The organism is Streptomyces sp. NPDC044002 (assembly GCF_056434525.1).
Window position 1 is genome coordinate 25,490 of the sequence record NZ_JBWKEZ010000048.1, and the last position, 18,434, is coordinate 43,923.

Genomic DNA, 18,434 nt, shown 5'->3' on the forward strand with positions numbered 1-18,434 from the left:
TTTTCCACCCCTGTCGGAGGAACCGCTCATGACCGCAAGCACCACCCGTCGTACGACCGCCGCCCGGTCCCGGATCGCCGCGGTCGGCGCGATCGCGGTCGCCGGCGCCCTGATCCTCACCGGATGTGGCGACCAGACCGAGGGCAACGGCTCCTCGAACTCGGGCAAGACCGACAACAGCGCCCCGCTGTTCTCGAAGCTCCCGAAGAAGATCCAGGACGCGGGTGTCATCAAGGTCGGCTCCGACACGGCCTACGCGCCGATGGAGTTCGTCGACGGCGGCAAGATCGTCGGCGTCGACCCCGACATCGCCGAGGCCCTCGGCAAGCAGCTCGGCGTGAAGTTCCAGTTCACCTCCGGCACCTTCGACGGCCTGATCACCTCCCTGGAGACCGGCCGCCAGGACATCGCGATGTCCTCGATCACGGACAACAAGAAGCGCCAGGAAGGCCTCGACGACAAGGGCGCCAAGATCGGCAAGGGCGTCGACTTCGTCGACTACTTCTCCTCCGGCGTCTCGCTCCTCGTCAAGAAGGGCAACCCGCAGGGCATCAAGTCCCTCGACGACCTCTGCGGCAAGACCGTCGCCGTCCAGCGCGGCACCACGTACGAGGACACCTTCAAGGCCCAGGCCGAGAAGTGCGGCGACAAGAAGCTCACCATCGAGGCGTTCGACACCGACGCCGAGGCCCAGACCCGCGTCAAGGCCGGCGGCGCCGTCGCCGACCTGAACGACTTCCCGGTCACCGCCTACACGGCGAAGACCTCCGGCGGCGGCAACGACTTCGAGGTCGGCGGCCAGCAGGCCGACGTCGGCCTCTTCGGCATCGCGGTCTCCAAGGAGAACACGCAGCTGCGCGACGCCCTCAAGGAAGCCCTCGACGCCATCATCAAGGACGGCTCCTACGCCAAGGTCCTGGAGAAGTGGAACGTGAAGGACAGCGCCGTGCAGTCCGCCACGATCAACGCCGGCAAGTGATCCGAGAGCTCCACTGAAGGGCAGTCATTGTGACTGACAAGATCGACAAGGGTCCGGCCGCCACTCCGGCCGGGCCCGGCGCCTCGGGCAACCCCTACGAGGCGATCAAGGCCATCCCCGTACGGCACTACGGCCGCTGGATCAGCGCCGTAGCCGTCGCCCTCATCCTGACGTGGCTGGTCTACGCCTTCTCCCAGGGCAAGATCATCTGGGGCACGGTCGGCGACAAGCTGTTCGACCCCGCGGTCCTCAGCGGCCTCGGCAACACCATCATCATCAGCATCTCGGCCATGGCGCTCGGCCTGGCGCTCGGCATCCTCTTCGCCGTGATGCGGCTGTCGAAGAACCCGGTCACGAGCTTCGTCTCCTGGCTCTACATCTGGTTCTTCCGCGGCACCCCGGTCTACGTGCAGCTGCTGGTCTGGTTCAGCCTCCCGCTGATCTTCCAGTACATCAACCTGGGCCCGATCTACAAGAACGAGACCGTCGACGTCATGACGCCGTTCATGGTCGCCCTCCTGGGCCTCGGCCTGAACGAGGGCGCCTACATGGCGGAGATCGTCCGTGCGGGCATCCAGTCCGTCGACGAGGGCCAGACCGAGGCCTCGCACGCGCTCGGCATGACCCAGACGCAGACCATGCGCCGCGTCGTGCTGCCGCAGGCGATGCGCGTGATCATCCCGCCGACCGGCAACGAGTTCATCAACATGCTGAAGACCTCCTCCCTGGTCTCGGCGGTGCAGTACACCGAACTCCTGCGTGCCAGCTCCAACATCGGCAGCACCGCCGGCGCGGTCATCGAGATGTACTTCGTGGCCTCCATCTGGTACCTCGCGCTGACCAGCGTCTTCAGCGTCGGCCAGTACTACCTGGAGCGCCGCTACGCCCGCGGCTCGCTGCGCAGCCTGCCGCCCACCCCGTTCGAGCGGCTCAAGGCCAACCTGAACATGTTCCGCCGTACGGAGGTGGCGAAGTGACCGCCCAGCCTATGGTCAAGGCCGAAGGCGTCCACAAGTCGTACGGCGCCGCCCACATCCTGCGCGGCATCGACCTTGAGGTCGCCCCCCGCGAGGTCTTCTGCCTGGTCGGCCCGTCCGGCTCCGGCAAGTCCACCTTCCTGCGCTGCATCAACCACCTGGAGCGCATCAACGCCGGCCGCCTCTCGGTCGACGGCCAGCTGGTGGGCTACAAGCAGAAGGGCGACAAGCTCTACGAGCTGAAGGACAGCGAGGTCGCGGCCCAGCGCCGGGACATCGGCATGGTCTTCCAGCGCTTCAACCTCTTCCCGCACATGACGGCCATAGAGAACGTCATGGAAGCCCCGGTCATGGTCAAGGGCGAGAGCAAGGCCGTGGCGCGCGAGCGCGCGGTCAAGCTCCTGGACCGTGTCGGCCTCGGCACCAAGGGCGGGAACTACCCGTCCCAGCTCTCCGGCGGCCAGCAGCAGCGCGTGGCGATCGCCCGCGCGCTGGCCATGGAGCCGAAGCTGATGCTCTTCGACGAGCCCACCTCGGCCCTGGACCCGGAGCTGGTCGGCGACGTCCTCGACGTCATGCGGGACCTGGCCGAGTCGGGCATGACCATGATCGTGGTGACCCACGAGATGGGCTTCGCCCGCGAGGTCGGCGACAACCTCGTCTTCATGGACGGCGGCGTCGTGGTCGAGTCCGGCAACCCGCGCGACGTGCTGGGCAACCCGCAGCACGACCGCACGAAGGCGTTCCTCTCCAAGGTCCTGTAGCCGCGACACGCAGGCCGAGGGGCGGTACGGACATCCGTACCGCCCCTTCGCGCTGCCGCCGGAAGTTACTGCTTCAGACCTAGGACCAGCGCGTCCGAGGGGGAGCGCCAGACCGTACGGGCCTCCGCGAAGCCCGCCTCCCGCAGGGTGCGGGCGTGCCAGAACTCGTCGGGGGTGTCCCCGTCGGCGTGCTCCCCGTAGATCTCGAACCTGGCCTTCGTGGGCCCGGCCAGCACCGGGTCGGCCGCTGCCAGCGCCCACCAGTCCCGCCAGTCCAGGACCCCGGCGGCCTTCGCCCGGTCCATCCCGGCGTGCCGCTGCGCCCGGTCGGCGGCGTTGATCAGCGGGGTGGAGGCGTCGGGCATGTGGTCGGCGTTCAAGAAGACGCCGCCCGGGCGGACCAGGGGCGCGATCCGGCCGTAAAGGACCGCCAGCTCCTCGCTGTGCAGCCAGTGCAGGGCGGTCGCGGTCAGCACGGCGTCGTACGAGTCGTACGGGAGGGCCGCGCGCCAGTCGGGGTCCTTGAGGTCGGCCGTGACGAAGGAGACCCGGTTGTCGCCGGCGAAGTGGCCCCGGGCGATCGTCAGCAGCGCGGGGTCGAGATCCAGCCCCGTACTCGTTGCCTCCGGGAACCGCCGCAGCAGCCGGTCCGTGATACTTCCCGTACCGCACGCGAGGTCCAGCACCCGGGGGGAGGGGCCCGTGAAGGCCTCGACCATGTCCAGCATCACCCGGAACCGTTCCTCGCGGTCGGGCATGTACCACTCCTGCTGGCGGTCCCAGCTCTCCTGCCAGGCCCGCCAGTCCGTACCGAACGAGCCAGTCACAGCGTCCGCCATCCCGAACCCCTCCACACGTAATACCCTCGAAGCCAAAGCAGCCGTTACTTGGCTGATGCAGACACTAATCCGCAGCCGTAAGGACTACAAGTGGAACTGGCCCATTACTCGGACTTCGCCGTGCGCCTGGTCAACACCGAGGAGCCGGCCCGCAGCAAGGACGCCCTCACCTCCGTGGACGACGTCCGCGCCCTCTTCGGCGCCAGCGTCCAGATGGCCCGCCGGGTCACCGACACCGACGTCACCCGCTTCCGCAACGTCCGCGGCCGGCTCCGCGCCGTCTTCGAGGCCGCCGACGGCGGCGACCACGCCCTCGCCGTCGACCTCCTCAACTCCCTCCTCATGGAGTTCCCCGTCAGCCCCCAGGTCACCGGCCACGACGCCGTCCGCGACGACGGCAGCCCCGACTGGCACCTCCACCTCGCCGAGCACCCCTCCAACGCCTCCGCCGGCTACGCCGCCATGGCCGCCATGGGCCTCGCCTTCGCCGTCACCGAACACGGCCCCGACCGCCTCGGCCTGTGCCAGGCGCCGCCCTGCCGCAACGCCTACCTCGACACCTCCACCAACCGCTCCCGGCGCTACTGCTCCGACCGCTGCGCCACCCGCGCCAACGTCGCCGCCTACCGCGCCCGCAAGCGGCTGGAGGCCGAGGCGTCCGCACGCAGCGGCCGCACCGCCGACCAGGCCCAGGACAGCCGCGCCCTCAGCGAACGCTGACCCGCCGGGCGCGGCCGCAGCCGCAGGAACGCCACCGCCAGCACCAGCTCCTCGGGGACCGCGCCGTAGTCGGTGCTGTCCCCGGTCTCGTTGAACGGGTTGTCCCCGAGCATCCACCAGCCGCCCGGCCGGCGCTCCGCAGCCCGCTTCACCACCAGCAGGTCCTGCTGCAGCGGATGCCGGAACACCACCACGTCACCCGGCCGGACCAACGCCCCGTACCGGACCGCCAGCCGGTCCCCGTGCACCAGCGTCGGCACCATCGACGGCCCCGTCACCTCGGTGATCCCCACGCGCACCCGCGCCTGCCTGCTCCGCACCATCTCCGGCCTCCTCATCGCTCCCCGCATGCTGCCGCACGGCCCCGTACGTTCGCTCACCCCCGCCCGGCCGGGGCTGGACTTTTGTCCTAAGCCCATGGGGGCGCCCGCGATTTCCGGATTCTCAGCGAGTAATCTCCACCCTTGAGAAGACGATCACGAGGAGGACCCACTCCAATGCTTTCCCGCTTCTTCGCCCCCAAGGTGAAGGTCTCCGCCCACTGCGACCTGCCCTGCGGCGTGTACGACCCGGCCCAGGCCCGCATCGAGGCCGAGTCCGTCAAGGCCGTCCAGGAGAAGTACCAGGCCAACGAGGACGCGGACTTCCGCGCGCGCGCCATCACCATCAAGGAGCAGCGCGCCGAGCTCGCGAAGCACCACGTCTCGGTGCTGTGGAGCGACTACTTCAAGCCCCCGCACTTCGAGAAGTACCCCCAGCTGCACACCCTGGTCAACGACACCCTGAAGGCTCTCTCGGCCGCCAAGGCGTCGAACGACCCGGCGACCGGCGCGAAGGCCCTGGAGCTCATCGCCGAGATCGACCGCATCTTCTGGGAGACGAAGGCCGCCTGATCCGGCCCCGCCCCGGCGGTACACGACCGAGGGGCCCGACCGCACGCGGTCGGGCCCCTCAGTCGTGCGTACGCGCTGCTCGGACTACTCGTCGTCCTCGTCCTCGTCGTCCAGCCGCGCCAGCCAGGTCGCCAGCCGTTCCACCGGGACCTCGAAGTCCGGGTTCAGGTCGACGAACGTGCGGAGCTGCTCGGCGAGCCACTCGAAGGTGACCTCCTCCTCGCCGCGCCGCTTCTCCAGCTCCTCGATGCCGCGATCGGTGAAGTACAAGTCGGGCTCCGTGCCGTGTGGTGGTGATGGGGGTGTTTCCCGCCAGGATAATCCGCTTACCCCCGAGACCCTCCCGCCCGCCCGTCACCCGGCGCTACCTTGGACGCCCTTCACGGGGCCAGCGGGGGACGGGGGACCACAGATGCCGGACGGGCGCACGGCCGGATCCGCGCGCGCCTTCGAGCTCCTCGAACCCCTCGTCCGGGCCGCCACCGTACGCGTCCACGCGCCCCCGGACGGGTATGAGACCCCCGGGACGGGGCCGACGTGGGGGAGCGGGTTCTTCATCGCCCCGGGCTGGGTCCTGACGTGCGCGCACGTGGTCGGCGAAGGGGGTGCTGCCGTGCGGCTGGCCGGGCGTGAGGTCGGCATCACCTTCTTCTCCGGCGGCACCGGGGGTACCGGGAGCTCCGGCGGCGAGGCAACCGGGACCGTCACCGGCCGGGTGGAATGCGTCCTGCCCGAACGGCTCGACGACCGGCGGCCCGGCCGCCGCGCCCTGTGGGACCTGCCCGACCTGGCACTCGTCCGCGTCCTCGCCCCCGTCACCCACGCCTGCGTCTGGCTCACCGACCGGGCCAGACCCCGGCTCGACGACGCCGCCTACTTCGGCTGCACCGAGGAACTCGGCTTCCGCGAGATCACCGGCCGCACCACCCGGCTCCGCGGCATCGCCGCCGGCGGCGCCGCGATCCGCCTCGGCGACGACGACGAGATCGAAGCCGGCATGTCCGGCGGACCCGTCGTCGACCTCGCCCGCGGAGAGGTCGTCGGCGTCGTCAAGGCCCGCCGCAGCGGAGCCGGCGGCGGCCTCGCCGTGTCCGTGGCCCAGCTGCGCACCCTGCCCATGGCCCCCACCGGCCAGACCGGCCTCTACCGCAGGGTCATGCAGGCCCACGACCTGTACCACTACGACCGGCACCTGAGCGACCTCGACAGCCGCAGGACCTGGACCGACGTGCACGACGAACTGCCCGCCGGCGACGGCGACCCCTACGGCGGCCGCGGCCGCCTCACCCCCGGCGAACGCACCACCCTGTGCGGACTCCTCGCCGAACTCCCGCCGCCCGGCTCCTCGGAAGCCGTACGGGAGCTCGCCGAGCAGGCCCGGGGCGAGGAACCCGACACCACCCTGCCCGCCCCGCTCAGCTGGCGCGACGGCCTCGGCCTGCTCCACGACCCGCCCGGTGCGGGCGGCGAGGCCGCCGCCATGCTCCGCTACGCGACCGCCGTGAGCGTCGCCGACCACCGCGAGCCGCCCGCGCCCGGCGCCGACGAGGAACTGTGGGACTGGGTACGGGCCACCGCCGAGCGGCTGTGGCGCCCCCTGCGCCGGGAACTGGGCGAACGGCACGAACGCGGCCTCGCCGAGCGGGACCGCCGCCGCCGCGCCGCCGCCGGCCGGGAGGCGCACGGCCCCGCCCGCCGCCGCACCGGGCTGCCGCCGGGGCCCTCCGTACTGCTGGAGGCCTGGGCGCACGGCTGGGAGGAGGTCTACGACTGGCGGGTGTCCGTCCTGGCCGGCCCCGCCCGCCCCGGCCGGGTCACCCCCGTCGCCGCCGGCGTACGCGCCACCCTGGCCGCCCTGCCCGACGCCCTGCGCGCCCCGCTCGCCGAAGGGTTCCGCCGGTGCGATACGCACGAGGCGGCCGCGCTCCTCGAAGTCGCCGTCGCACCCGAGCTGTTCGGGCTCGCCGTCGACGAGTGGACCGTGCAGGGCGGGACGCCGGTCGGGGTGCAGCGGCCGGTGGTGTTCCGCTCCGGCGGCGGGGCCGTCCCGTCGGGCCGGTGGGCTCGGGTGCAGGCGGGGCCGCTCCTGGACCAGCGGGCCGACTGCCTGCGCGGCCGGCCCCGCAGCCCCTCGCCGGGCTGGCTGGCCGGGCTGCTCGACAACACCGTCCCCGTGCTCTGCCGGGCACCGGACGCCGAACCGACCCTGGGCGCGCTGCACTCCGTACGCGAGGCCGGCTACGGGGTGGTGGTCTGCCGCAGGCCCCCGGCCGACCCGGGGGCCTCCTGCGCCCCCTTCCACCGGGGGCTGCGGGAGGAACTGGCCGAGGCCGGCCGGGGCGCGGTGCTGCCGCAGCGCCTCCAGGCCCTGCGGCAACGGGCGTACGGGGCGGACCCCGACGCCTACTGGGCGGCCGGGCTGGCCCTCGTCTGGGACGACCCGGCCCGCGCACTGCCCGAGGACGAACCACTGCGGGGGGACCTGTGACCCGGGCCCCTGGCCCGGCCCCTCCGGTCCCGTCGGCCGGCAGTTCGGGACCGGGACCAGGCGGCGGCGGCCCGGGAGCGGTAGCCGGAGCGGGGCCGGACCCGGAGCCGGGGCGGGCGGCCGGGCCGGGCCGGGCCGGAAACCGGACCCGGAGTGGGGCCGGGACCCGGAGCGGGTGGCCGGGCCGGGACCCGGGGCCGGGGGCCGGGAGCGGGGTACGGGACGTGCGGGACGTGCGGGAGGGAGCGGGCGTGAACGAGGAATGGCTCATCTACCGGGGTGTGGGCGAACCCCACGACGGGATCGAGGCCCTGCCCGAACCGCCGCCCTGGCGGGACTTCGACGGCGGCCCCGCCGTCGAACCCGGCGGCCCCGCCGCCGCCCCCGACGGGAACGTGGCCCGCCGCCTCGGCGCCCACCGGCAGGCCGCCGAACTGCACCGGCCCGAACCGGAGGAACTGGAGGCCGTCAACGCCGCCCTCTACCTGCGCCGGCCCCTCCTCGTCACCGGCTACCCCGGCACCGGCAAGTCCACCCTCGCGCACGCCGTCGCCCACGAGCTGAAACTCGGCCGGGTGCTGCGCTGGCCCGTCGTGTCGCGGACCGTCCTCCAGGAGGGCCTCTACCGCTACGACGCCCTCGCCCGGCTCCAGGACGTCCAGATCGCCGCCGGAGCCCGCGCCGCCGGAGCCACCGGCACGCCGCCCGGCATCGGCAAGTACATCCGGCTCGGCCCCCTCGGCACCGCCCTGCTCCCCACCGAACGCCCCCGGGTCCTGCTCGTCGACGAACTCGACAAGAGCGACATCGACCTGCCCAACGACCTGCTGAACGTCCTGGAGGAAGGCGAGTTCACCCTCCCCGAACTCGAACGCGTCGCCGACTCCGAACCCGAGGTGCAGGTCCTCACCGACGACGGGGCCAAGGTCACCGTCCGTGACGGCCGCGTCCGCTGCCGCGCCTTCCCCTTCATCATCCTCACCAGCAACGGCGAACGGGACTTCCCCGCCGCACTGCTGCGCCGCTGCATCCAGCTCAAGCTCGGCCAGCCCGGCGAGAAACGCCTCGCCACCATGGTCCGCGCCCACCTGGGCGAGGAGGCCGCCCAGCTCGGCGCCGACCTGATCCGCGAGTTCCTCACCCGCTCCCGCACCGAACTGGTCGCCGCCGACCAGCTGCTCAACGCCATCTACCTCACCCACTACGCCGCCCCGCCCAGCCGGGACGACCTCGCCGACCTGCTCATCCAGCGCCTCGACCGCCCGAGGTGAGCCGCGGTGCCCCAGGAACCCGCCCACCCCGACGGGGCCGCGGCCGCGGACATCCGCGCCCTCGCCGGACTGCTGCGCGCCGCCGGCCTCGACCCCTCCGCCGAGGAACTCGCCGACGCGCTCTGGCTGGCCGCACGGGCCGGCAGCACGGCCGCCCGGCCCGCCGGCGCCGCCCCCGGACCCGGCCCCGACACCCCCGGGGACCCGGCCGGCCCGCCCGGACCCGCCGGCACCGCCGGACCCCCGGACCCGGCACCGGAGGAACCGGACCCCGAGGACCCGGTCAGCCTCTACCCCGCCGGGGAACCCCAGGCCCCCGACACCGGGGCCGCCGCCGAGATCCCCGTCGCCGGCGGGGTCCCCGTACGCGTGCCCGGGGCGGCGGCCCTGCCCCGGATCCTGGAGATCCAGCGGGCCCTGCGCGCCCTCCAGCGGCACCGGCCCCCCGGCCGCCCCACCCGCACCGTCCTCGACGAAGCCGGCACCGCCGAGGCCAGCGCCCGCGCCCTCGGACTGGTCATCCCCGTGTTCCGGCCGGAGACCCGCCGCGAGGCGACCGTACGGCTCGTCATGGACGCCTCACCCTCCATGGCGGTCTGGCGGGAGATGTTCGAGGAACTCCGCTCCGTGTGCGAACGCCTCGGCGCCTTCCGCGACGTCCAGGCCCACCACCTCCACCGGCTCCCCGACGGCACCGCCGCCGTCGGCCGCGGCCCCGTACCCGGCCCGGGACTGCGCTCCGGCGACCAGCTCCGCGACCCCACCGGCCGGGCCCTGACCATCGTCGTCTCCGACTGCGCCGGGCCGCTGTGGCGCGAGGGCCGGGCCCAGCGGCTGCTGCACCGCTGGGCCGAGTGCGCGCCCTGCGCCGTCGTACAGCCCCTCCCGCAACGGCTGTGGGCCCGCAGCTGGCTGCCGACCGAGCGCGGCCTGCTGGAACGGGCCGGCGGCGGCGGGGGAGCGGGCGGCGGGCCCGGACTGCGGTTCCGGCCCGACCGGCCACCCCGGCCCGGCCGCCCCACCGGCGGCCTCACCGTGCCCGTGCTGCCGCCCAACGCCACCGCCCTCGGCGCGTGGGCCCGGCTCGTCGCCGGACTCGGCACCGGACCCGTTCCCGCCGAGGTCGGCCGCGTCCTCGCCCACCACCCCGCCGCCCCCGTACCGCTGCCCCCCACCGCCCGCCCGCCCCGCGAACTCGTGCGCCGGTTCCGCTCCTCCGCCGCGCCCGGCGCCGTCCAGCTCGCCGTGTACCTCGCGGCGGCGCCCCTCACCCTGCCCGTCATGCGGCTCGTCCAGCGCACCATGCTGCCCGACTCGGAACCCTCCGACCTGGCGGAGGTCCTGCTCAGCGGCCTGCTGCGGCGCAGCGGCGAACCGGCCGCGCAGTGGTACGAGTTCGTACCCGGCGTGCAGGAGGTGCTGCTCGGGCCGCTGGGCCGGGACGAGGCCGCGCTGGTGCTCAAGCACTGCTCCGAGTACGTACTCGCCCACTTCGGCCGCGGCGTGCGCAACTTCCCCGCACTGGCCGTAGCCCAGCTCACCGGAGAGCCCGCGGATGCAGCGGACACCGCGCCGGCCCCCGGACCGGACGCCGGGTGGGACGGCGGCAGGGTGCCGCCCGGGCAGCTACCGCAGGCCTTCGCGCAGGTCTCCGCCAAGGTCGTACGCCGCTACCTGCCGGGCCCGCCCGAGGACCCCGCGGAACCCCCCGCACCGCCCGTCCCGGTCCCCGTCGCCGACCCGCCGCCCGGCCGCGGCTGGGCCGTCCGCGCCGCCCGGGAACGCCTCGCGCCGGGCACGCCCGACGCCGACGCCCGGCCCCTGTACGAGTCCGCCGCACTGCTGCGCCGGGCCGTGGCCGCCCCGCCCGGCCCGGACGACCCCCCGGAAGAGGCCGAGACCGAACTCGCCGGGGTACTGCTGCGGCTGTGGGCCGTCCAGCGCGACCCCGAACACCTCGACGAGGCCGAACGGGCCGCCACCGGCCTGCGCACCCCCGCCGGCCGGGCCGCCCTGGGCCGGGTGCTGTACGAGCGGGCCGTGGCGGCGGGCGCGGCGCCCGAGCTGCTGGCCGCCGCCGACCGGGAGTTCGCCGCCGCTGCCGCCTCCGCCGCCTCTGCCGCCGACCCCGCCCTGCACCGGGACTGCGCCGTACTGCGGGCCCGGACCCTGCTCCGGCTGGGCGCCCTGCGCGACGACGCGGGGCCCCTGCACGAGGCCCGGGCCGCCCTGGAGCCGGTCGCCGCCGGGGAGGGGCCCCCGGACCCCGAACTCCTCCTGACCCTGGGCCGCGTCCTGGTCGCCCTCCTCCCGCGCACCCCCGACCCGGCGGAACGCACCGCCCTGGCCGAGCGGGCCGCCGACACCCTGACCACGGCCCTGACGACCCTCCTCGCCCCCGCCGCAGCCCCCGCCCCGACCCCCGACCCCGACCCGGACGCCCCGCAGCCCGCCCCCGCCCCCGGACTCGCCGCACGGGTCCGCGTCGAACTGGGCGCGGCGCTGCGGTACCTGCCCGCACGGCTGGAGGAGGCCGCCGCCCGGCTGGCCGCAGCCCTGGAGGACCCGGCCGGGGACTCCGGGCTGCGGCTCGCCGCCCTGCTGGGCCTGGCCCGCGTCCACCGGGCCCGGTACGCGCGCGACGCCGACCCGGCGGCCCTGGAGGACGCGGCCGAGGCGTACGGCCGGGCCCGGCGGCTGATCCCCCGGGACGGCGAGGCCTTCGGGGAACTGCTGCCCGAGTGGGGCGACGTACTCCTGGACCGCGCCCGCGCCGCCGGCGGACGCGGCTTCGCGTCCACCGCCGTACGGGTGCTGCGCGAAAGCCGCGCCGCCGTCCCCCAGTCCGACCCCGGGGCCGCCCGCCGGCTGCGCCGGCTGGCCGCCGGGCTGCGGCTGAGGCACGCCCACGAAGGGGACCTGGTCGACCTGCGGGAAGCCGAGTACCTGCTGGAACTGGCCGTCCGCCAGGCCCACGGCCCCCTGGAACGGGCCCGCGCCTGGCGGGAGCACGGCGACGTCCAGCAGGAGATCCACGCCCACACCCGCACCGCCGACCGCCTCGACCGCGCCGCCGACTCCTACCGCCGGGCCTGGCGCGCCGCACTGGAGGCCGACCGCGAAGACGGCGCAGGCGCGGCACTGCCGCTCGCCGCCCGGGTCCAGGAGCTGCGCGGGGAGGTCCTGGAACGCCTCGCCCGCCCCCGCGCCGCCCTGGACGCCTACCGCGCCGCCCTCGACCTCCGCCAGCGACTGGGCGAAGGGGACGGCGCACCGGCCCGGGCCGTCCGGGCCCGCGTACACGCCCTGGAGGCGGGCACCTGAACCGTTTCCCCCCACCGGGCGCAGGGAAAGGGCAGTGGACCACACACGACAAGGGACGGGCAGCCCATGGGGACCGGACGTAAGGAAGCGGCAGCAGCACCACCGGCCCGTCCGTGCCCCGGGCCGCGGCCCGGGCTCCCGGACCTCACCGGCATCGACCTGGCCGCACTGCGCGGGATCGACCACCCCGTGCTCTCCGAGATCATCGACGGCCTCGTCGACCGGGTCACCCACCCGGCCGAGATCCTCAACGCGTTCGACTCCGGCGTCGCCTGACGGCCGCCCCCCCCCACCGCGCCGGAGTTGACCACTTTCCGCCGTTAGCCGGGCCCCCGCGGAGGGCAGGGATGGACCGTCCGCAGGGGAGAGGTACAGGCGATGAGCCAAGCGATCACGAGCGGTCCCGTGCCGCCCGTGCACCGGACCCTCGCAGGTCACGCCCGCCACGCCCGCTGGCCCTACGCCCGGCTCGACGTCCCGGGCCTGCGCGCCGCCGGCCACCGCCCGCAGCCCGTACGGCAGTTCGTCCTCAAGACCCACAGCCGCTGCAACCTCGCCTGCACCTACTGCTACGTCTACGAGATGGCCGACCGCAGCTGGCGCACCCGCCCCGCCACCATGGCCCCCGCCACCGCCCTGCGCGCCGCCGAGCGGATCGCCGAGCACGCCGCCGCCCACCAACTGCCCCGCGTGGACCTCGTCCTGCACGGCGGCGAACCCCTCCTCGCCGCGCCCGCCGCCCTCACCGCCCCCGTCGAGGCCGTACGGGCCGCTGTCGCCCGGCACACCCCCCGCACCCGCGTCACGGCCGCCGTGCAGACCAACGGCACCCTCCTCACCGCCGGCCGGATCGCCGCCCTCGCCGCCGCCGGGATCCGGGTCGGCGTCAGCCTCGACGGCGGCCTGCCCGCCCACAACCGGCGCCGCGTCGACCACACCGGCCGACCCGGCTTCCACGCCGCCGCGCGCGGACTGCGCCTCCTCGCCCGCCACCCCGACAGCTACGCCGGCGTGCTGTGCGTGGTGGACATCGCCCAGGACCCCGTCGAGACGTACGAGTCCCTGCTCGCCTTCGCCCCGCCCAGCATCGGCCTGCTGCTGCCCCTGGCCAACTGGAGCACCCCGCCGCCCGGCCGGACCGGGCACGGGACCCCGTACGGCGACTGGCTCCTCGCCGTCTTCGAACGCTGGTGGCACGACGGCGCGCGGCGCACCAGGATCCGGATCTTCGAAGAGGTCATCGCCCTGCTCCTCGGCCTGCCCGCCGCCACCGAGACCCTGGGCCTGGCACCCGTCACCACCGCCGTCGTCGAGACCGACGGCAGCATCGAACAGGCCGACTCGCTGAAGTCCGCCTACGAAGGGGCCGCCGCGACCGGCATGACCCTGGACCACCACAGTTTCGACGACCTCCTCGACCACCCCGGCTTCGCCGCCCGCCAGCTCGGCCGCGACGCCCTCGCCGCCGGCTGCCGCACCTGCGAACTCGTCGAAGTCTGCGGCGGCGGACACTACCCGCACCGCTACCGGGCCGGCGACGGCTTCCGCCAGCCGTCCGTGTACTGCGCCGACCTCCAGGCCGTCATCCGGCACGTCGCCCACGCCCTGCACCGGGCCGCCACCACCGCCGGACGGGCCGCCTCATGACCCACGGCACCGGCACCGGCACCGGCCTCCCCGCCCAGCGGACCGCCCCCGCCCCCGGCACGGCCCGGCAGGACCTCACCCGGTTCGCCGTCAGCTCCCACACCCTGCGCGCCCTCGCCTCCACCGAACCCTCCGAAGAGGGCACCCGCCTCGTCCAGGACGTACGCCGCTCCAAGCGGCTGCTCCTGCTGCGCGCCGTACTCGACGCCGCCCCCGGCGCCGAGACCGCCGAGCACTGGGCCCTGCTGGAGGAAGCCGAACGCCAGGACCCCGCAGCCGTGCACGACGTCCTGCACTACCCCGCCACCGGAGTCTGGGCCGAGGAGACCCTGCGCCGCCTCCACGCCCCCCAGGGACCCCCGCCCGACCTCGGCCACCTCGGAGCACTCGCCGCCGCCGCCGCACTGCGCGCCGGAATCGGCTTCAAGACCACCCTGCGCCCCGTCAACGGCCGCCTCGTCCTGCCCACCCTCGGCCTGCTCCGCCCCCACGGCCCCGGCCGCACCGCCCTCACCGAACGCTCCTGGGACACCGCCGACGCCCTCCCCCTGCACACCCTGCCCGGCGCCGCCACGACCTCCCTCGACGACCTCGACCCCTACCGGGTCCCGCCCCCCGGCACCGCCACCGGCCCGGCCGCCGTCCGCCCCGCCCGCCGGCTCACCCCCAAGGGGCACAAGCGCTGGGACATCCAGTGGTCCGGCGCGCACACCCTGCTGGGCCGCTACGACTCCGCCCGCGCCGAGGAGATCGGCCTGCTGCTGCGCTCCGTGGTCCCCCTCGCCGGCGGCTCCCGCTCCAGCGGCGCCACCCTGCCCGCCGCCGCCGGCTCCGTCCTGGCCCGCGCCCAGGCCCCGCCCGCCCTCGCCGCGACCCTGGTCCACGAGGTGCAGCACGGCAAACTCGCCGCCCTCGCCGACGTCCTCACCCTGCACACCGCCGACCGCACCCCCCGCCACTGGGCCCCCTGGCGCGCCGACCCGCGCCCCCTGGAAGGCCTCCTGCACGGCACGTACGCCCACCTCGCCCTCGCCGGGTACTGGCAGCACGCCGCCCTCTACGGAGCCCGCGGCGCCTGGGCCCAGCACGCCCGGATCCGCGCCCAGGTCGCCGCCGTCCTGCCCGCCCTGCGCGCCCACCCCGCACTCACCGTCACCGGACGGGAGTTCGTCGACGGCATGGCCACCGCCGAACGCGCCATGGACGCCACCCCGCCCCCCGGCGACCAGCACGCCGGAGCCCGCCGCACCCTGGAACGCGAACGCCGCGCCTGGTGCGAGGCACACCCCGAACTCGCCCCGTTCGTACGGGTATGACGCCCCGTCCCCTGCGGTACCTTTCAAGCCAGCCCCTCCGCACCGCCCCGCACCCCGTCCAACGAACGGACCCCAGGGAGACGGCCGCATGACCGGTACCGCCATGCGTCACGACCGCGACGGAGCCGCCCCCGCGCAGCGCTTCGTCATCAGCTTCGCGGGCTTCAACCGCCCCTGGGCGGTATGGATCGCCCACCGCCTGGAAGAACACGGACACCGCGTCGTCCTCCAGCGCTGGGACCCGCAGAGCAGCCCCGGCGGACTCACCGAGGCCCTCGACGACCTGGCCCGCGCGGGCGGCCGGATCCTCGTCGTCCTCAGCGAGCGCTACTTCTCCGCCGGCACCCACACCGACGAGGAGTGGAACACCGCCCTGCGCACCGTCACCGCCTCCCACCCCGACCGGTTCGCCGCCGTCTGCCTCACCGACGCCCCCCTGCCCAGCGCCGTCGCCGCCCTGGGGAAGACCGACCTGTGGGGCCTGGACGCCTACGAGGCCGAATACCGCGTACTGCGCCGGCTGGAGCTGCCCACCGACCGCATCGGCACCGAGAGCGGCCGCCGGGGCCCCCGCTTCCCCAACGACCCGCCCGAGATCTGGGGCCGCGTCCCGCGCCGCAACCCCCGCTTCACCGGCCGCAACGACGTCATCGGCCGCCTCCGCGACGCCCTCACCGAGGCCCCGCCCGGCGCCTCCACCGTCACCCTCCTCGGCCTCTCCGGCGTCGGCAAGACCCAGGTCGCCACCGAGTACGCCTACCGCTTCGCCTCCGAGTACGACGTCGTCTGGTGGGTTCCCGCCGAGGACCGGCCCACCCTGCGCGAACGCCTCGCCGACCTCGCCCCCGCCCTCGGCCTGCCCCGCGGCGCCGGCAGCTACGGCGAGCAGATCCGGGCCGTACTGGAGGCCCTGCGGCGCGGATCCCCCTACCACCGCTGGCTGATGGTCTTCGACGGCTGCGACAACCCCGACGACCTCACCGACCTGCTGCCCTCCGGCGCCGGCGACGTCATCATCACCTCCCGCAACCGCGAATGGGCCGCCCGGCACACCAGCCTCGTCGAAGTCCCCCTCTACGCCCGCCCCGAATCCGTCACCTTCATCCGCCGCCGCGCCCGCCGCCTCACCGGCGACGAGGCCGACCAGCTCGCCGAAGCCCTGGAGGACTACCCCCTCGCCCTCGACCAGACCGCCGGCTGGCTCGCCGACTCACCCCTCGGCGTCGGCGAGTACCTCACCCTCCTCCAGCACCGCCTCGACTCCCACGAGGCCGTCACCCTCTCCGACGACTACCCGCTGCCCTTCCCGACCGCCCTGGCGATACTCCTCAACAACGTCCGCGAGAACTTCCCCGACGCCCTCGCCCTGCTGCGGCTCTTCGTCTTCTTCGCCCCCGGCCGCGTCCCGCTGCGCCTGCTGCGCGAATTCCCCGCCGACGGCGTCCCCGAACACCTCGCGGGAATCCTCAACGACCAGATCCGCTGGAACGCCGCCCTCAACAAGCTCGTCCAGTTCTCCGTCGTCCGCCTGGAGTACTCCGACCTCTCCGTCGAGGAGGGCGGCGGCCTGGAGACCGTCCAGCTCCACCGCATGGTCCACAACATCGTCCGCGAGAACCTCGCCGAGGACGAGTCCGACCAGCTCTCCCGCGCCGTCCGCCAGGTCCTCGCCGCCGCCGACCCCGGCCGCCCCACCGACTCCCGGCTCTGGCCCCGCTACGCCGAACTCGTCCCCCACCTCGACCACGCCGGAGTCCTCACCAGCAGCAACCCCCGCATCCAGAACTTCCTGCTGCACTGCCTGCGCTACCTGATCCTCGCCGGCGAGTACCGCACCTGCCTGCGCCTGTCCGAACAGACCGACGCCGTCTGGCGGGCCATGCTCGGCGACGACCACGACCAGGTCCGCGAACTCAGCTACCACTACGGCGGCGCCCTGCGCATGCTCGGCCACTTCCGGCGGGCCGAGACCCTCGCCCGCTCCGTAGCCGACCGGCTCCTCGCCGAACGCGGCGACCGCGACCTCGAAACCCTCCGCGCCACCAGCACCTACGCCGGAGTCCTCCTCAGCACCGCCAAGTTCGACGAGGCCCGCGCACTCCTGGAACACGCCTTCGCCACCTACCGGGAACTCCTCGGCGAGGACGACTCCACCACCCTCGGCGCCCAGAACAACGTCGCCGTCGCCCTCCGCCTCCTCGGCCGCTACCAGGAGGCCTACGACACCGACCTCGACACCCTGCGCCGCCGCGAACGCGTCCTGCGCGTCCGGCACATCGCCACCCTCTCCTCCGGCATCGGCTGCGCCATGGGCCTGCGCCTCATGGGCCGCTACCGCGAGGCCCTAGCCCGCCAGGAACAGGGCCTCAAACTCCACGTCCAGGTCCTCGGCGCCAACCACCCCCAGACCCTGCGCGCCGAACACAACCTCGGCCAGTGCCTGCGCCGCACCGGCGACATCCCCGGCGCCGGCTCCCGGCTGCGCAGCGTCCTGGAACGCTCCACCCGCGTGTTCGGCGCCGAGTTCCCCTGGACCCTGATGGTCGCCTCCGACTACGCCACCTACCTGCGCGAGTACGGGGACATCGAGGAAGCCCGCCGGATCTCCGAGGAGGTCGTACGGGGCTACCAGTCCCAGCTCGGCCTCGCCCACCCCTACAGCATCGGCACCGTCGGCAACCTCGCCCTCGTGCTGCGCGCCCAGGGCGAACGGACCGAGGCCCTGAACCTCGCGGAACAGGCCCTGGTCGGCATGCGCGGCGCCCTCGGCGACCGCCACCCCTGGACCCTGGGCTGCGCCCTCAACGCCACCGGCCACCGCAACATCACCGGCCGCCTGGACGCCGCGCTGGACCTCAGCCGGGACACCCTCCGGGCCGCCGAACAGGTCCTGGGCCCGGACCACCCCATGGCCCTGAGCGCCCAGATCGCCCTGGCCGCCGACCTCCGCGCGGTCCGCGAGGACGCGGAGGCCTCGAAACACGAGGACGCCGGCCTCAAGGCCCTCACCCGCACCCTCGGCCCCCAACACGTCCACACCGTCTCGGCCCGCCAGCAGACGAGGCCCTACTGGGATTTCGAGCCACAGCCCTAACCAGTCCCGCCTGGGGGCACCTCCCAGCGGTAGCTGGGGGAGTTTGAGGCGCGGGGTCCGGGGCGGAGCCCCGGCAGCGGCGGGAAAGCCGGAAGGCCCGGCCCCCCAGGTGGGGGGCCGGG

At 74.5% G+C, this 18,434-nt stretch carries 15 protein-coding genes; 12 read left to right on the forward strand and 3 right to left on the reverse strand.

What is annotated here, in order from left to right:
* The first annotated feature begins 28 nt into the window (after positions 1-28).
* From AC07A6_RS29320 to AC07A6_RS29330, 3 genes are read left to right on the forward strand one after another with little or no spacing between them, the layout of a single operon-like run.
* Entirely contained in the window at positions 29-979 is a 951-nt protein-coding gene (locus AC07A6_RS29320; RefSeq protein WP_362468002.1) for an ABC transporter substrate-binding protein, read from the forward strand.
* Positions 980-1,008: 29 nt separating this feature from the next.
* Positions 1,009-1,956: an amino acid ABC transporter permease gene (locus AC07A6_RS29325; RefSeq protein WP_386273774.1), complete on the forward strand. Its 948-nt coding sequence runs from the start codon at positions 1,009-1,011 to the stop codon at positions 1,954-1,956.
* An 11-nt stretch (positions 1,957-1,967) separates the two neighbouring features.
* Positions 1,968-2,720, forward strand: coding sequence for an amino acid ABC transporter ATP-binding protein (locus tag AC07A6_RS29330; protein WP_362468031.1), 753 nt, complete (start codon positions 1,968-1,970; stop codon positions 2,718-2,720).
* A 65-nt stretch (positions 2,721-2,785) separates the two neighbouring features.
* Here the strand turns inward: AC07A6_RS29330 and AC07A6_RS29335 are convergent, their stop codons facing one another.
* On the reverse strand, positions 2,786-3,559 hold the full coding sequence (locus AC07A6_RS29335) for a methyltransferase domain-containing protein (RefSeq protein ID WP_478779145.1): 774 nt from the start codon (positions 3,557-3,559) through the stop codon (positions 2,786-2,788).
* A gap of 90 nt (positions 3,560-3,649) precedes the next feature.
* Between AC07A6_RS29335 and AC07A6_RS29340 the strand changes: the two genes are divergently transcribed.
* A complete protein-coding gene (locus AC07A6_RS29340; RefSeq protein WP_478779146.1) occupies positions 3,650-4,279 on the forward strand; it encodes a CGNR zinc finger domain-containing protein in 630 nt (209 codons plus the stop codon).
* On the opposite strand, the gene sodX is transcribed toward AC07A6_RS29340, so the two are convergent.
* Positions 4,183-4,602 carry a nickel-type superoxide dismutase maturation protease gene (gene sodX, locus AC07A6_RS29345; protein ID WP_362468010.1) on the reverse strand — a complete coding sequence of 140 codons (420 nt, stop codon included), beginning with the start codon at positions 4,600-4,602 and terminating at the stop codon, positions 4,183-4,185. The genes AC07A6_RS29340 and sodX overlap by 97 nt on opposite strands.
* A 174-nt stretch (positions 4,603-4,776) precedes the next feature.
* On the opposite strand from sodX, the gene sodN reads away from it, so the two are divergent.
* Positions 4,777-5,172: a superoxide dismutase, Ni gene (gene sodN / locus AC07A6_RS29350; protein ID WP_007266490.1), complete on the forward strand. Its 396-nt coding sequence runs from the start codon at positions 4,777-4,779 to the stop codon at positions 5,170-5,172.
* An 84-nt stretch (positions 5,173-5,256) separates the two neighbouring features.
* On the opposite strand, the gene AC07A6_RS29355 is transcribed toward sodN, so the two are convergent.
* Positions 5,257-5,442, reverse strand: a complete 186-nt coding sequence (locus tag AC07A6_RS29355; RefSeq protein ID WP_007266501.1) for a DUF6104 family protein — start codon at positions 5,440-5,442, stop codon at positions 5,257-5,259.
* A 142-nt stretch (positions 5,443-5,584) separates the two neighbouring features.
* Here AC07A6_RS29355 and AC07A6_RS29360 point away from each other — a divergent pair, with 142 nt between their 5' ends.
* The 7 genes from AC07A6_RS29360 to fxsT all read left to right on the forward strand — a co-directional run bounded on the left by AC07A6_RS29360 (position 5,585) and on the right by fxsT (position 18,312).
* Positions 5,585-7,660, forward strand: a complete 2,076-nt coding sequence (locus AC07A6_RS29360; protein ID WP_478779147.1) for a VMAP-C domain-containing protein — start codon at positions 5,585-5,587, stop codon at positions 7,658-7,660.
* 251 nt (positions 7,661-7,911) lie between these two features.
* Positions 7,912-8,931, forward strand: coding sequence for an AAA family ATPase (locus tag AC07A6_RS29365; RefSeq protein WP_362468015.1), 1,020 nt, complete (start codon positions 7,912-7,914; stop codon positions 8,929-8,931).
* 6 nt (positions 8,932-8,937) lie between these two features.
* Entirely contained in the window at positions 8,938-12,255 is a 3,318-nt protein-coding gene (locus AC07A6_RS29370) for an SAV_2336 N-terminal domain-related protein (protein WP_478779148.1), read from the forward strand.
* Positions 12,256-12,321: 66 nt separating this feature from the next.
* Positions 12,322-12,531 carry an FxSxx-COOH cyclophane-containing RiPP peptide gene (gene fxsA, locus AC07A6_RS29375; RefSeq protein WP_478779149.1) on the forward strand — a complete coding sequence of 70 codons (210 nt, stop codon included), beginning with the start codon at positions 12,322-12,324 and terminating at the stop codon, positions 12,529-12,531.
* Positions 12,532-12,633: 102 nt separating this feature from the next.
* A complete protein-coding gene (locus AC07A6_RS29380; protein WP_386273767.1) occupies positions 12,634-13,902 on the forward strand; it encodes an FxsB family cyclophane-forming radical SAM/SPASM peptide maturase in 1,269 nt (422 codons plus the stop codon).
* Positions 13,899-15,218: an HEXXH motif domain-containing protein gene (locus AC07A6_RS29385; RefSeq protein ID WP_478779150.1), complete on the forward strand. Its 1,320-nt coding sequence runs from the start codon at positions 13,899-13,901 to the stop codon at positions 15,216-15,218. Before AC07A6_RS29380 ends, AC07A6_RS29385 begins: the two co-directional genes overlap by 4 nt.
* A gap of 88 nt (positions 15,219-15,306) precedes the next feature.
* On the forward strand, positions 15,307-18,312 hold the full coding sequence (gene fxsT / locus AC07A6_RS29390; protein ID WP_478779151.1) for an FxSxx-COOH system tetratricopeptide repeat protein: 3,006 nt from the start codon (positions 15,307-15,309) through the stop codon (positions 18,310-18,312).
* Positions 18,313-18,434 lie beyond the last annotated feature (122 nt).

Excerpts from the sequence above, each read along its gene's own strand:
- AC07A6_RS29335 (WP_478779145.1), bottom strand. The coding sequence starts at position 3,559 with ATGGCGGACGCTGTGACTGGCTCGTTCGGTACGGACTGGCGGGCCTGG.
- AC07A6_RS29380 (WP_386273767.1), top strand. The coding sequence starts at position 12,634 with ATGAGCCAAGCGATCACGAGCGGTCCCGTGCCGCCCGTGCACCGGACC.
- AC07A6_RS29320 (WP_362468002.1), top strand. The coding sequence starts at position 29 with ATGACCGCAAGCACCACCCGTCGTACGACCGCCGCCCGGTCCCGGATC.
- fxsT (WP_478779151.1), top strand. The coding sequence starts at position 15,307 with ATGACCGGTACCGCCATGCGTCACGACCGCGACGGAGCCGCCCCCGCG.
- AC07A6_RS29330 (WP_362468031.1), top strand. The coding sequence starts at position 1,968 with ATGGTCAAGGCCGAAGGCGTCCACAAGTCGTACGGCGCCGCCCACATC.
- sodX (WP_362468010.1), bottom strand. The coding sequence starts at position 4,602 with ATGGTGCGGAGCAGGCAGGCGCGGGTGCGCGTGGGGATCACCGAGGTG.
- AC07A6_RS29385 (WP_478779150.1), top strand. The coding sequence starts at position 13,899 with ATGACCCACGGCACCGGCACCGGCACCGGCCTCCCCGCCCAGCGGACC.
- AC07A6_RS29360 (WP_478779147.1), top strand. The coding sequence starts at position 5,585 with ATGCCGGACGGGCGCACGGCCGGATCCGCGCGCGCCTTCGAGCTCCTC.
- fxsA (WP_478779149.1), top strand. The coding sequence starts at position 12,322 with ATGGGGACCGGACGTAAGGAAGCGGCAGCAGCACCACCGGCCCGTCCG.
- sodN (WP_007266490.1), top strand. The coding sequence starts at position 4,777 with ATGCTTTCCCGCTTCTTCGCCCCCAAGGTGAAGGTCTCCGCCCACTGC.